The organism is Faecalibacterium sp. 7 (assembly GCF_049562865.1).
Taxonomy (GTDB): Bacteria; Bacillota; Clostridia; order Oscillospirales; family Ruminococcaceae; genus Faecalibacterium; species Faecalibacterium wellingii.
The window spans coordinates 857998-871238 of the sequence record NZ_CP186911.1 but is presented as its reverse complement, the minus strand read 5'-3'; the positions used below and the strand labels follow the sequence as shown (position 1 = coordinate 871238).

The following is a 13241-nucleotide window of genomic DNA, read 5'->3' as shown; positions in this document are numbered from 1 at the left end:
TGCGGTAACGGAAACGTATCGGATGAATGCAAAAAGTTTCCGGCAGTGCTATAAGCTCCCCCCCTTCGGGGGAGCTGGCACGCCGTAAGGCGTGACTGAGAGGGTTCAACCATTGTTCCACATAGAACAATTACTTTTCCGGCTCAAAGTAGTCGGCGTATTCCTCGGTCAGCTTGGAGCCCAGCCGCCGGATGCCGCCGTAAAGGTGCTTTTCCACCAGCGGCTCAAAGGCGGCAAGGTCGCACCGCTCAATGGCATCCAGCAGGCTCCGGTGATCTGCGATCACTTCCGCAAGCCCGCCGCTGGTGATGGTGTCCAGCATCCGGAAGCGGCTGTAGTCGGCGTGGGCGTTCTGCAGGGTGCTCCACAGATACATCTTGTCCATGGCGGCAAACCATGTCCCGTGCAGGGTGCGGTCGGCCTCGTACAGCCGGTTGTAATCGGGCTTTTCCGTGGCGGCAAGGGCCGCGTAGGCCTCCACCCGTCTGCGGATGAGCGCCCGCTGTTCGGGGGTGCACTGGGGCGCAAAATCCCGCAGGATGCGGGCCTCCACGGCGGTGCGCTCGTAGATCAGCTCGTCCACGATGCGGCGGTTCAGCCGGGTGACGGTGGTGCCCTTATAGGGCACGATCTTCACCAGCCCGTTTTCCTGCAGTTTCTGCAAAACCACCCGGATCATGCTGCGGGGGGCCGCAAAGCGGCTGCACAGCGGGTTTTCGCTCAGCAGGGAGCCGGGGCGGATGGTCAGATCGATGATCTCTCGCTCCAGCACGGCGTAAATTTCAGCATCGGTTCTATATTGTTCCATACCTCTCACCTAATGAACATGATGTATTTGCGTAAGGCGATGCATCATTCTAAAAACTCTTTCCACGGTGCGGCGTCCGGCAGGGGCAGGCTGAACTGCAGGGGCTTGCCAGTGTCCGGATGCCGGAACTGCAGGCCGCAGCTCTGCAGAGCGATGTCTCCCTTTACCCGGCTGCCATACTTGCCGTCGCCGGAGAGCGGATGCTTCCGGGCGGCAAACTGTACCCGGATCTGATGGGTGCGGCCGGTGTGCAGAGTGATGCCCACAAGGCTCGTGTTCCCTGCTGTTTTCAGGATGCGGTATTCCAGAACGGCTTCCCGCACGCCCTTGCGGGGGCGGCTGACCGGGAACACCCGGCCCCGGCGGCTGTCCTTGAACAGCCAGTCCCGCAGGGTGCCTTCGGCGGGCAGTGCTTCGTCCGGCCCGCCTGCAATGACGGCACGGTACTGCTTGATGAACTGCGGCTCTTCTGCCCTGCCCTCGGCCCGGCCGTCCTGCACAGCGTAGGCGTTCTGGCTCTGGGTGATCTGACGGCTGAGTGCGGCCGCAGCCCCGGGCGTGCGGGCAAACACCATCAGGCCGGAAACGCCGGTGTCCAGCCGGTGCACCACCCCCACAAAGGCGTCCGGGGCGTTCCACCGCTGCCGCAGCGCTGCGGGAACACCCTCCTCGCTGGAAAGGCCCGCAGGCTTGTCCAGCACTACGATGAAGGCATCCTCGTACAGGATGTTCACAGCTTGCCCTCAGCGATCAGCGCCTTGAGTTTCAGGATGCCGGCAATGGTCTTGCCGTCCCGGATCTCGCCGCTCATGACCATTTCATAGGCTTTATCCAGCGGCACGCGGTCCGGCGTCAGGAACTCGTCCGCATCCAGATGCATCTGGGTCTTGTGCAGGCCGGTGGCGACCCATGTATAGATGACCTCGGTATCGTAGCCCACGGTGGGGTAGAACTGGCCCAGAGAGATGTAATGGTCGGCGGTCAGACCGCACTCCTCGCCCAGCTCCCGTTTGGCGGCTTCAAAGGGGTCCTCGCCCTTTTCCAGCTTGCCGGCGGGCAGCTCCCACAGCTCCTGCTGCATGGCGTAGCGGAACTGGCGCACCATGCAGATGGTGCCGTCCTCAAAATAAGGCAGGATGCACGCACCGCCGTGGTGATGCACCACCTCACGGGTGGCGGTCTTGCCGTTTTCCAGCAGAGCAGTGTCCTTGGTCAGGGTGATGACCCGGCCCTCAAAGAGGACCTCGCTGGTAAGTGTCTTTTCGTAATGTGTGATCTTTTCCATTGTATTTACCCTCTCTGCCCGGCACAGCGCCGGTTTTCTGCTCTCAGTTTACGGCAAAGTGCGGTTTGTTGTCAATAAAGAGATGATAAATACAAGAGGATGGGACGATTTGAAATGCGCGCCGCGTTTGCTTTGCGCATAATCAGCGGAAAGAATATTTATAATTTCGCAATTCTGGAAAATCTGCGGATTTTCCAGAATTGCCTTTTCACGGGAGGGGTCGTAACGGAAAGCAGCATTTGCAGCGCCGCTTTCTGCGAAAGCGCGGCGCTGCGGGAAACGAACCCTCTCAGGCTCACTGCGTTCGCCAGCTCCCCCGAAAGGGGGAGCTTTTTGTATCTTCCGGTCAGCACAAATAAAGCTCCCCCTGAGAGGAAAGACTTCCCCCGCGCCGGGGGAAGATGTCGCGCAGCGACAAAAGGGGGAATCTGGCGCGTTAGCGCCTGAGAGGGCTGGGACGCTTGACTGAGAGGGTTCCCTCCCCCTTTTTGCGAAAAAAATCACAGGATCTGGCAAAGCAGGCAGGCTAAAACCAAAAATCCGCACCAACGCTTGCTTTACCGTACTAAAGACGTACAAAACAGCTAAAAAATTTTCTTTATTTTTGGTGCGTTTGTTGGGCTGTTTGCGTTTACTTTGCGGGCAGAATTTGTTATTATAGTATACAAGCAATAGTGCCTTTATGGGGTTCTCCGGTCCCATGTGGGGCATATTGCCCCGCGCAAAAGGTACCAAATTCTGAATAATGGAGGAAGAAAAATGCCTAGAGCAAAGCAAACTATGGATGGCAATACCGCTGCCGCCCATGTAGCGTATGCCTACACGGACGTGGCTGCCATCTACCCCATTACCCCGTCTTCTCCGATGGCTGACTCTGTGGACCAGTGGTCCGCAGCCGGCCAGAAGAACATCTTCGGCAATCAGGTCAAGGTTGTCGAGATGGAATCTGAGGCAGGCGCCGCAGGCGCTGTGCACGGCTCTCTGGGTGCAGGTGCTGTTACCACCACCTTCACCGCTTCTCAGGGCCTGCTGCTGATGATCCCCAACATGTACAAGATCGCTGCTGAGCAGCTGCCCTGCGTGTTCGATGTTTCTGCACGTACCGTTGCTACCCAGTCCCTGAACATCTTCGGTGATCACAGCGACGTCATGGCATGCCGCCAGACCGGCTTTGCAATGCTGGTCGAGAGCAGCGTGCAGGAAGTCATGGATCTGTCCCCTGTCGCACATCTGTGCGCCATCGAGGGCAAGGTTCCCTTCCTGAACTTCTTCGATGGCTTCCGTACTTCTCATGAGTACCAGAAGATCGAGAAGTGGGATTACGCCGATCTGAAGGAAATGTGCAACATGGAGGCTGTGGAGGAGTTCCGTAAGAAGGCTCTGAACCCCGAGCACCCCAAGATGCGCGGCTCCCACGAGAACGGCGACGTGTTCTTCCAGCATCGTGAGGCATGCAACAGCGTCTACAACGCTCTGCCTGCTGTTGTTGAGAAGTACATGGCCAAGATCAACGCAAAGCTGGGCACCAACTACGATCTGTTCAACTACTACGGCGCACCCGATGCTGACCGTGTGATCGTGGCTATGGGCTCCATCTGCGACGTTGCTGATGAGGTCATCGACTACCTGAACGCACGCGGCGAGAAGGTCGGTATCATCAAGGTTCGTCTGTATCGTCCCTGGGTCTCTGCTTCCCTGCTGAAGGTCCTGCCCAAGACCGCCAAGAAGGTGGCTGTGCTGGACCGCACCAAGGAGCCCGGCTCTCTGGGCGAGCCCCTGTATCTGGATGTTGCCGCTACCCTGCGTGAGGCTGGCCTGAACGATGTCGTTCTGACCGGCGGCCGTTACGGTCTGGGCAGCAAGGATACCCCGCCGTCCTCCATCTTTGCTCTGTTCAAGGAGCTGGAGAAGGATCAGCCCAAGGAGCGCTTCACTCTGGGCATCACCGATGACGTCACCTTCCTGTCTCTGCCGGAAGTCAAGCCCGCTCCCATCACCGCAGCTGCTGGCACCAAGGAGTGCAAGTTCTGGGGTCTGGGCGGCGACGGTACTGTCGGTGCTAACAAGAACTCCGTCAAGATCATCGGCGACCATACCGACAAGTATGTTCAGGCATACTTCCAGTATGACTCCAAGAAGACCGGCGGCGTGACCATCAGCCATCTGCGTTTCGGCGACAAGCCCATCCGCAGCCCCTACTACATCAACCAGGCTGACTTCGTGGCCTGCCACAACCCCGCTTACATCCACATGGGCATGAAGATGGTCCAGGATGTCAAGCCCGGCGGCGTGTTCATGATCAACTGCCAGTGGTCCGATGAGGAGCTGGGCCAGCACCTGAACGCCGAGGCAAAGAAGTATATCGCTGACAACAACATCCAGCTGTATACCATCAATGCTATCGATAAGGCTATCGAGATCGGCATGGGCAAGCGCACCAACACCATCCTGCAGTCTGCATTCTTCAAGCTGGCTGACGTCATGCCCATCGAGGATGCCGTCAACTTCATGAAGCAGGCAGCTCAGAAGAGCTACGGCAAGAAGGGCCAGGACGTCGTTGAGATGAACTGGAAGGCTATCGATGCAGGCGTTGACGCCATCCACAAGGTGGACGTGCCCGCATCCTGGTCCAACCCCGAGGCTCATCCCGCACCCAAGGCTCTCACCGGCCGTCCGGAGCTGGTCAAGCAGATCCGCGATGTCATGGAGCCCATTGCCCGTATGGACGGCGACAGCCTGCCTGTCTCTTCCTTCGTGGCAAATGCAAACGGCGAGTGGGAGCAGGGCGCTTCTGCATACGAGAAGCGCGGCACCGCTGTCAACGTCCCCGAGTGGGATGCTGCAAAGTGCGTTGGCTGTAACCAGTGTGCATTCGTCTGCTCTCATGCTACCATCCGTCCCTTCCAGCTGACCGCCGACGAGCTGGCAGCTGCTCCTGCACAGACCAAGAGCCGCGACAACAAGCCCGCAAACGAGTACAAGTTTGTCATGGCTGTGTCTCCTCTGGACTGCATGGGCTGCGGCGAGTGCGTCACCGTCTGCCCCACCAAGGCTATCACCATGGTGCCGCAGGACAGCCAGGCCGATCAGCAGGCAGTGTTCGACTACTGCGTGGCCAACATCTCCAAGAAGCCTTCCAAGTTTGCTGACGATACCGTCATCGGTTCTCAGTTCAACCAGCCGCTGCTGGAGTTCTCTGGCTCCTGCGCAGGCTGTGCCGAGACTTCTTACGCTCGCCTGATTACTCAGTTGTTCGGCGAGAAGATGTACATCTCCAACGCTACCGGCTGCTCCTCCATCTGGGGCGGCACCGCTTCCATCTCTCCGTACACCGTCAACAAGGACAGCGGCCATGGTCCTGCATGGTGCAACTCCCTGTTCGAGGATAACGCAGAGCATGGTCTGGGCCTGTACATCGGCCAGAAGACCGTCCGCGAGAACCTGATCAAGGAGATCGCTGAGGTTGCTGGTTCCGACAAGGCTTCTGCTGAGCTGAAGGCTGCCTTTGAGAAGTTCCTGGAGACCAAGAACAACACCAAGGCCAACGACGAGCCCGCAAAGGCCCTGATCGCTGAGCTGGAGAAGGCTGCTGCTGCCGGCTGCGAGAAGTCTGCAGAGATCCTGAAGAGCAAGCAGTTCATCGCCAAGAAGTCCGTCTGGATCTTCGGTGGTGACGGCTGGGCATACGACATCGGCTTCGGTGGTCTGGACCACGTTCTGGCTTCCGGCGAGGATGTCAACGTGATGGTCTTCGATACTGAGATGTACTCCAACACCGGTGGACAGGCATCCAAGGCTTCCAACATTGGTGAAGTCTGCCAGTTCGCTGCTGCTGGTAAGGAGATCAGCAAGAAGAGCCTGTCCGAGATCGCTATGACCTACGGTTACATCTATGTTGCTCAGATCGCACTGGGTGCTAACCCGGCTCAGGCTGTCAAGGCCATCGCTGAGGCTGAGGCTTACCCCGGCCCGTCTCTGATCATCGGCTACGCTCCCTGCGAGCTGCACGGTGTCAAGGGCGGCATGACCAACTGCCAGAACGAGATGAAGAAGGCAGTTGAGGCCGGTTACTGGAACCTGTTCACCTTCAACCCGGCAAACAAGGCTCAGGGCAAGAATCCGTTCACCCTGACCTCCAAGGCTGTGGATAACGAGAAGTATCAGGCACTGCTGTCTAACGAGACCCGTTACAGCCGCCTGACTCGTGCATTCCCCGACCGTGCTAAGGAGCTGTTCGCACGCAACCAGCAGGTTGCTAACGACCGCTACGAGCACCTGACCCGTCTGGTCGACCTGTACAAGTAAGCATTCTTCTGCGCTTTGGATGCAGATATTTGTGGCACCTTAGCCCCACAATGCAAGAGGGCGGCTGCCCCGTACCGGCGGTTACTGCGCAATGCAGCGGTACGAAGCGGAGAAACGCATCCATCCAAGCAGGTGATGTGCTGAAGTACAGCATCCGCCACACGCGTTCTGACTGATTTCACTTCCCGGGCGGTGCTTTGTTCCGTGCGAAGCACCGCAGCGGGATATGAGATACCAAAGCGCCCGCGAGGGTCCTTGAAAGCACACCCCGCGTGTGTCAGGAGTATAAGGTCTGCGTTGCAGATACCTTGCTCCGCCTGCTGCATAAGACCTGCTTTTGCAGGGATCTTGCCGCAGTAAAAACGAGCTTCGTTTTAGCGCCCCGCTCACCGCAAGGTGACCGGGGCGTATTTTTTGTATAAACTCTTTCCGTAAAAATACGAAGCCCGGAACATCTGCGGATGGTCCGGGCTTTGCGTTTTTGGTGAATAAAAATTATTTATTCGATACAAATTCAATTCTGACATTCATCCCCATACCAGCCGCAAGGCGCTGCAGGGTGCGCAGAGAAGGGTTTGCGTTTCCCCGTTCCAACTTGCTGATATCGGCCTGTGCAATGCCGGTGCGCTCTGAAAGCTGTTTCTGGGTCAGACCGCTTTCCTTCCGGGCATCGATCATGGCCTGTGCAATGGCAAGCTCCGGCTGAAGAGCATCCCATTCGGCCTTAAAAGAAGGCCGTTGTAATTGTTCATTCAAATAATTCCGAAAATCACTCATGAGGAACTCTCCTTCCGATGAAAATAGTCCGCGCGGTATTTTTGCGCCAGTGCAATTTCCTCCGGCGGTGTTTTCTGCGTCTTTTTGACAAAGCTATTTGTCAGGATGATCTGATGCCCGACCACAAAGAAATATAAAATGCGCGTAATATTGCTGCTTTGCTTGGCACGCAATTCAAAAATGCCGTCTCCCAATGATTTGGAATAAGGTTCCCGCAGTTGTGTGCCATTGGCTTCCAATAGGGAGATCGTGCCCAAAAGCTTTGCCAGCATTTTGTCGTCCAGCGTATCCAGAAAATCACGAACCGGGCAGCTGCCGTCTGCCTTATAATAAAAATTCACTTCAAAAGCAGACATTTTCGGCATCCTTTCCGTTTGGTGGTATCCTATGATTATAATATAGGATAAAACAAATATTGTCAAGAAGATTTTCTATCACAAAATCTTCCAAAAGATACCATTTCCTTTTTACAGTTTCTTCATAGCTTCTTAACGAATTGAATTGTGAAAGCTGTTATACTTTTGCCATGGGAAGCGGGGCCGCAACCGTTTCCCGTGTAACATGATTCCTCCTCACACCAAGGCAATATCCAAACAAAACACCCTTTTTCGTGCGCCGCAACACGGAAGAGGGTGTTTTGTTTTGGCAAAAAACGATCTTCCGATGCCGCCGCAGTGCGTTGGCATTTTCAGCGGTAATTTTTATCCTTGCAGTTCGGCAAAGGCTGCGGGCTTTGCCGAACTGCCTTTTCACGCGAAAGAAAAATAAGATCGGTGTTTTTATAAAATAAAATTCCTGTAAATCCATGGTTTAGGGTTGACCCCGTTTTTTGGCGGCGCTATAATAAAAATGAATATGAAAACTTGGAGGTGAACGCAGGAAAATGGACCCGGATCATAGTCGAAGTAGAACCACCGGCGCGGTGGATCAGAAAACAAAAACAACTGCGTTTCCCCCAACCGTTCGCCTCCTTCGCTGAGTCCTGCGGAAAAGCACCGCTTCAACGGTGTGTCTTTCCGCAAAACAGAGCAGAGGAAGGCGCGGCTTTGTGTGCGCAGAATGCGGCGTTTGCGGCATTCCGGCAGGCAAGGCGGCGCGTTTTTTGTTTCCCGATCTGCTGCGTCCTCCGGATACAGGAGCTGCTCCTGTGCCGTAAAAACTGAGGAGGAACGCCCAATGGATATGGAAGAAAAGAAGCTGACGGTTGATGCTGCGGAGCAGGCGCTGCCGGTGCAGGAGCTGCCTGCCGATATCCCTGCCGAAGTCCGTCAGAAGCTGGCCGAGGACCTGAACGATGAAGCTACCGAGGACCTCAAGCAGGACATGCGTGAGGCCGAGAAAGAGGAAGCCAACGACGAAGAGGTCAAGGCCAACCCCGAAATGCTGACCAAGAGCCGCCTGCTCAAGCTGCTCATCAAAAAGCAGTATGTCAAGCTGCGCGAAGTGACCGAGGAAGAGCAGCCTGCCGACCTTGCCGAGCTGCTGGAAGAGCTGGACGAGAACAACCGCCTTGTGGTGTTCCGTCTGCTGAAAAAGGAAGTGGCCACCGAAGCATTTGCCTATATGTCCGACGAGGCCCGCGATGATCTGGTAAACGCCTTTTCGGACGTGGAGCTGGTGAGCGCCATCGAGGAAATGAGTCTGGACGATGCCGCCGACCTGCTGGAGGATATGCCGGCAGGCGTGGTGAAGCGGGTGCTGGAGAAATCCTCCAAGCAGACCCGTGAGAGCCTGAACAAGCTGCTGAACTACCCCGAAAGCTCTGCCGGCAGTCTGATGACCCCGGAGTATGTCCGCCTGCGGGAGGATATGACCGTGGAGCAGGCCTTTGATGCCATCCGCAAACAGGGCGAAAACGCAGAGACCGTGTACACCTGCTACGTGGTGGAGCGCAACCGCCTGAAGGGCGTTGTCTCTGCCCGCAGCCTGCTGCTTTCGGACAGGAACATTCCCGTTTCTGAGATCATGGACGACAACGTGGTGGCAGTGAAGGTCACGGACGATCAGGAATATGTGGCCCGTGAGATGCAGCGCTACGACTTTACCGCAATGCCCGTTCTGGACAACGAGGGCATGTTCGTGGGCATCATCACCATCGACGATGCAATCGACGTCCTGACCGACGAGAGCACCGAGGACATGCAGAAGATGGCCGCCATTTTGCCGGACGACGATGCCACCACCTATTTTGGCACCAGCGTCTGGACCCACGCAAAGCAGCGCATCCCATGGCTGCTGATCCTGATGCTTTCCGCCACCTTTACCGGCATGGTCACCACTCACTATGAGGAAGCCTTTACCGCGCTGCCCCTGCTGGTCTCCTTTATGCCCATGCTGATGGATACCGCCGGCAACTGCGGCAACCAGATCAGCACCCTGATGGTGCGCGGTCTGGCTCTGGGCGAGGTAGAGCCCAGCGACTTTGTGCGGGTGCTGGGCAAGGAACTGCGGGTGTCGGCCATCGTGGGCGCGGTGCTGGGCATCGTGAACGGCCTGCGCATCTACCTGATGTACACCTTCCTCTTCCCCGGCCAGTACGGCAACGTGATGGGCTATGCCATCGTGGTCAGCGTGTCGCTGTTCTTCAGCGTCATTCTGGCAAAGCTGGTGGGCGGTATGCTGCCGCTGGCTGCAAAGAAGCTGGGTGCAGACCCGGCCATCATGGCTACCCCCTTCATCACCACCATCGTGGACGCCTGCAGCCTGATCCTGTATTTCCAGATCGCACAGCTGGTATTCCACAATATGATGTAACCTGTCAGGTACTGCCCCTCGGACAAGCAAATGCGCTTGCCCGGGGGACTTTTTGCATCCCCGGCGCTCCCGGTCTGCCCGGCAGCATCCTAGCCCTCTCAGGCCGCTTCGCGTCCAGCTCTCCCAAAGGGAGAGCCTCTGAGCTGTCGCCGCAGGCGACTGAGAGGGTTCAGCCGGGATAAAAACAGTGTGGAAAACTGCAATTTTCCCCGCCTTTTCCACACGGAAAAACGGCGGCGGCCCGGTGTTGAAAACTTGGGGCCAGCCATTCCAGATTGGAGAAAAATAAATCGCCGCTCAGGAACGGTTTGTAGAATGCAAAGAAAATCCTTCGACTTTCTTTTTTATAAAAGGTAGAATGCCTGCATTTTCATCCAAAACTTTCCAGAAAGCGGCTGCCTGAATTACGGTGCGTATAGGGCTGATTCCTTTTTATTGTTGAAAACCCAGTGGAAAAAGTGGAAAACATCACGGAAAACCCGACCTTTTCTTCACAAAAGCAGTTGAAAACCCGGTGGAAAAAGTGAAAAGTTCATTCCAGACCGGAAATTACATACAATTTTCGGTTGTGCTTTGGCATCCGGAGAGCGGCAGGAAAGCTGTATTTCCGGGCTTTGGGGGCAGAGGTTTTCAACAGTGTTGAATGCCCCGGCCAATCATGGTACAATAACAGCAGTAAGCTGCGGCAAAACATTTCCGAATTGAGGGAGGCACCCTATGAACAATTGGCTGAACCGGCTGGAGCGCAGATATGGGCGTTTCGGCATCCCGAACCTGACCAACATTCTGGTGGGCGGGCAGATCCTTGTACTGGCTATCGAGCTGTTTGTGAACCAAACCATCAGCGTCTGGCTGTCCCTCAGCAGATATCTTCTGTTGAGCGGCCAGATCTGGCGCATCATCACCTTTGTATTCATCCCCTCTTATGGCGGCAGCATCCTCAGCGCAGTGCTGGGCATCTACTTTACCTGGTTCATCGGTACGGCGCTGGAACGGGAGTGGGGCGATTTCCGCTATACGGTCTATCTGTTGTCCGGCATGCTGGGCACCGTGCTGGCCTGCCTGCTCACCGGTGTCAGCGGCAGCACCTACTGCCTGTCCCTTTCGCTGCTGCTGGCCTTTGCCATGCTGTACCCGGAGGTACAGGTGCTGCTGTTCTTTGTGATCCCTATCCGGGTGAAGTATTTTGGCTTTTTTGCGGCGATCCTGTGGGTGCTGAGCTTTTTGGGCGCACCGCTGCCCCAGAAGCTGAGCCTGCTGCTCAGCATGGCGAATGTCTGGCTGTTCTTTGGCCCCATGGGCTACCGCGCCATCCGTGCATGGGTCCGCCGCGAGCAGTGGAAGCGGAAAAACAGAAGGTAAGGAGAAAAACCATGATGCTGGACCGCATGGAAGGCAACGCAGAACTGAAAAGCAGCGTGCAGCTGATGCTGGCAGCCCGCCGCCTGACCCACAGCGTGCTGCTGGTGGGCGAAGAGGGCCTTGGGGCCGGTTTTGCGGCCCGCTGCATCGCGGCCGATTATCTTTACCCTGCCGGCGGAGCGCCCGCTGAGGCCCTTCTGCGGGGCGAATGCTGCCGTGCGGTGGCGAAGGCCGGCAAGCGCGACAGCGGTCAGGTGGAGACCGGCATCGTGCGCGAGGCGATCTCGGTCACCGGCATGGGCGCGGGCGGCCGGTATCTGGTGGGTCAGGTCACGGCCATGCGCAGCGAGATCTTCAACACCAGCCTTTCAGCTGAGGGCCGCGCGGTGCTGCTCTACCACGTGGAAAAGATGAACGAGGAATCCGCCAACGCACTGCTGAAGGTGATGGAAGAGCCGCCGGAGGGGGTGCTGTTCCTGCTCACAGCCGATTCGCTGGCAGGCGTGCTGCCCACCATCCGCAGCCGCTGCATCAGTTTTGCCGTGGCGCCGGTCCCGCCGGAGCAGTGCGCCCGCTATTGCGCCGCGCAGGGGGTGGACAAAAAGACCGCCGCGCTGTACAGTGAGCTGTTCGATGGGCACATCGGCACGGTGCTTGCAGCGGCGCAGGACGAAGCCCGCACGGCGCAGGTGGAAAAGGCGCTGCAGCTGGCAAAGACCGCAGCCGACCGTGACAGCTATGCCGCCGCCGTGCTGCTGGCTCCGTATGAGAAGGACAAAGCCGGTGCCGCCGCCCTGCTGACGGACTTCCGTGCGGTGGCGGCAGCGGGCCTGCGGCAAAGCCCCCACGCACCGGTGCAGGGCGATGCCGCCCGGCGTGCCCTGCGGCTGGCAGATGCCGCCATCCAGCGTCTGGGCGCACAGGTGAACCCCAAGATCGTGCTCAGCGTGTTTGCGGCAAAGTTCAGAGCGTTGTAATTTTAAAAAAGATAGAAAAATTCCCGGCAGATCAAATGCATCTGCCGGGAATTTGGTTTATTTGGCTTTAGGAATAGGAGTGTCGCTTGGGCTGGCGTAACTGAAAGTGACACTGTTTTTGTAGGTGACAGTAATGCCGCCAATATGTGTGGTGGGAACGTCAAAATAGGAACCCAAATCGACCCAGAGAGGAATGGTGGAGTTTCCGGTAGAAATGGTTCGCTTAGTAGTGGCTTTATACTTGTTTGTACTGCTGTCTAAAGTATAATTGGCAAGGCTGCTACAGGAGGTTTTGCTGGTAAGAGAAGAATTGGTAAAAGTAAATTTGAAGTCAGAAGCATTAAGAGTGAAAGGGTTTGAAACGTTCTGGAACGAAACAGCGGTATAGAGATAGTAGTGCTGTGTACTGTTGGTTCCAGGCTCACGCTGTGAATTTGAGCGGCAGCCTTCAAAAGAGCCCAGACCAATCATATAACCGGTATCAGCAGCAATATAGCTTTCCGAGCTAACAGAAGGGAGGGCGGAAACGCTCAGAAGAGCGTCAGCTCTGTTCCCACAGCCTGCCAGCATGCCGCCTGCGGCAGCCGCCGCCATGGCAGTACCGGCGGCCTTTAAAAAGGTGCGGCGGGTGATGAGCTCAGACATAACGAAACCTCTCCTTTTCACGCAGGAAATCATAAAATACAAAAGCGGATAAAAACAAAGACTCCCCCCAGCGCTTGCGGTACACCGGAGGGAATCTCTGTTTGGGGTATTGCTTTGGTGTGAGGAGGAATCATGTGTAGAGACGCGGTTGCGGCCCCGCGTGCTCTACAATTGATAGTATACCCCATTTCCCTCAAAAAGTCATTGCTATTTTGTGAAAAAATCGAAAAAATAAAGCTTTTTTTTCGTAAAGAGATCAAAAGCGAAAATTGCGCAGGAACGAAAGCTTTTTCGGATGGCCTCCAAAATGCCGATACAGGATTTCCCC

The 13241-nt window shown here is 56.4% G+C and carries 12 protein-coding genes; 5 read left to right on the top strand and 7 right to left on the bottom strand.

The window, feature by feature from the left end; genetic code table 11:
- Positions 1–130: 130 nt before the first annotated feature.
- Genes ACKXF7_RS04380 through ACKXF7_RS04365 form a run of 4 tightly spaced genes read right to left on the bottom strand, consistent with a single transcriptional unit; the run spans position 131 to position 2900 of the window.
- Positions 131–808: a GntR family transcriptional regulator gene (locus ACKXF7_RS04380; RefSeq protein WP_348584147.1), complete on the bottom strand. Its 678-nt coding sequence runs from the start codon at positions 806–808 to the stop codon at positions 131–133.
- Positions 809–852: 44 nt separating this feature from the next.
- The gene (locus ACKXF7_RS04375; RefSeq protein ID WP_423742245.1) at positions 853–1542 is read right to left on the bottom strand and encodes an RluA family pseudouridine synthase; all 690 of its coding nucleotides are present in this window, start codon (positions 1540–1542) and stop codon (positions 853–855) included.
- Positions 1539–2093, bottom strand: a complete 555-nt coding sequence (locus tag ACKXF7_RS04370) for an NUDIX hydrolase (protein ID WP_339394450.1) — start codon at positions 2091–2093, stop codon at positions 1539–1541. The genes ACKXF7_RS04375 and ACKXF7_RS04370 overlap by 4 nt, the downstream gene beginning before the upstream one ends.
- A 48-nt stretch (positions 2094–2141) precedes the next feature.
- Entirely contained in the window at positions 2142–2900 is a 759-nt protein-coding gene (locus tag ACKXF7_RS04365) for a hypothetical protein (RefSeq protein WP_423742244.1), read from the bottom strand.
- On the opposite strand from ACKXF7_RS04365, the gene nifJ reads away from it, so the two are divergent.
- Positions 2853–6398, top strand: coding sequence for a pyruvate:ferredoxin (flavodoxin) oxidoreductase (nifJ, locus tag ACKXF7_RS04360; protein WP_423742243.1), 3546 nt, complete (start codon positions 2853–2855; stop codon positions 6396–6398). The genes ACKXF7_RS04365 and nifJ overlap by 48 nt on opposite strands.
- 495 nt (positions 6399–6893) lie before the next feature.
- On the opposite strand, the gene ACKXF7_RS04355 is transcribed toward nifJ, so the two are convergent.
- Both ACKXF7_RS04355 and ACKXF7_RS04350 read right to left on the bottom strand, forming a co-directional pair.
- Entirely contained in the window at positions 6894–7175 is a 282-nt protein-coding gene (locus ACKXF7_RS04355) for a helix-turn-helix domain-containing protein (RefSeq protein ID WP_423742242.1), read from the bottom strand.
- Positions 7172–7531, bottom strand: coding sequence for a type II toxin-antitoxin system RelE/ParE family toxin (locus tag ACKXF7_RS04350; protein ID WP_423742241.1), 360 nt, complete (start codon positions 7529–7531; stop codon positions 7172–7174). Before ACKXF7_RS04350 ends, ACKXF7_RS04355 begins: the two co-directional genes overlap by 4 nt.
- A gap of 286 nt (positions 7532–7817) precedes the next feature.
- Between ACKXF7_RS04350 and ACKXF7_RS04345 the strand changes: the two genes are divergently transcribed.
- The 4 genes from ACKXF7_RS04345 to ACKXF7_RS04330 all read left to right on the top strand — a co-directional run bounded on the left by ACKXF7_RS04345 (position 7818) and on the right by ACKXF7_RS04330 (position 12268).
- Positions 7818–7943 (top strand): hypothetical protein, encoded by a 126-nt coding sequence (locus tag ACKXF7_RS04345; RefSeq protein WP_423742240.1) that lies wholly within the window; start codon positions 7818–7820, stop codon positions 7941–7943.
- Between the two features lie 408 nt (positions 7944–8351).
- Positions 8352–9929, top strand: coding sequence for a magnesium transporter (gene mgtE, locus ACKXF7_RS04340; RefSeq protein WP_348584159.1), 1578 nt, complete (start codon positions 8352–8354; stop codon positions 9927–9929).
- A 717-nt stretch (positions 9930–10646) separates the two neighbouring features.
- Complete coding sequence (locus tag ACKXF7_RS04335; protein ID WP_423742239.1) at positions 10647–11291, top strand: rhomboid family intramembrane serine protease; 645 nt, start codon at positions 10647–10649, stop codon at positions 11289–11291.
- 11 nt (positions 11292–11302) lie between these two features.
- Positions 11303–12268: a hypothetical protein gene (locus tag ACKXF7_RS04330; RefSeq protein ID WP_249237657.1), complete on the top strand. Its 966-nt coding sequence runs from the start codon at positions 11303–11305 to the stop codon at positions 12266–12268.
- A gap of 57 nt (positions 12269–12325) precedes the next feature.
- Here the strand turns inward: ACKXF7_RS04330 and ACKXF7_RS04325 are convergent, their stop codons facing one another.
- The gene (locus tag ACKXF7_RS04325) at positions 12326–12913 is read right to left on the bottom strand and encodes a hypothetical protein (protein WP_339394460.1); all 588 of its coding nucleotides are present in this window, start codon (positions 12911–12913) and stop codon (positions 12326–12328) included.
- Positions 12914–13241 lie beyond the last annotated feature (328 nt).

Excerpts from the sequence above, each read along its gene's own strand:
- nifJ (WP_423742243.1), top strand. The coding sequence starts at position 2,853 with ATGCCTAGAGCAAAGCAAACTATGGATGGCAATACCGCTGCCGCCCAT.
- ACKXF7_RS04370 (WP_339394450.1), bottom strand. The coding sequence starts at position 2,093 with ATGGAAAAGATCACACATTACGAAAAGACACTTACCAGCGAGGTCCTC.
- ACKXF7_RS04365 (WP_423742244.1), bottom strand. The coding sequence starts at position 2,900 with ATGGGCGGCAGCGGTATTGCCATCCATAGTTTGCTTTGCTCTAGGCAT.
- ACKXF7_RS04330 (WP_249237657.1), top strand. The coding sequence starts at position 11,303 with ATGATGCTGGACCGCATGGAAGGCAACGCAGAACTGAAAAGCAGCGTG.
- ACKXF7_RS04335 (WP_423742239.1), top strand. The coding sequence starts at position 10,647 with ATGAACAATTGGCTGAACCGGCTGGAGCGCAGATATGGGCGTTTCGGC.
- ACKXF7_RS04380 (WP_348584147.1), bottom strand. The coding sequence starts at position 808 with ATGGAACAATATAGAACCGATGCTGAAATTTACGCCGTGCTGGAGCGA.
- ACKXF7_RS04355 (WP_423742242.1), bottom strand. The coding sequence starts at position 7,175 with ATGAGTGATTTTCGGAATTATTTGAATGAACAATTACAACGGCCTTCT.
- mgtE (WP_348584159.1), top strand. The coding sequence starts at position 8,352 with ATGGATATGGAAGAAAAGAAGCTGACGGTTGATGCTGCGGAGCAGGCG.
- ACKXF7_RS04325 (WP_339394460.1), bottom strand. The coding sequence starts at position 12,913 with ATGTCTGAGCTCATCACCCGCCGCACCTTTTTAAAGGCCGCCGGTACT.
- ACKXF7_RS04350 (WP_423742241.1), bottom strand. The coding sequence starts at position 7,531 with ATGTCTGCTTTTGAAGTGAATTTTTATTATAAGGCAGACGGCAGCTGC.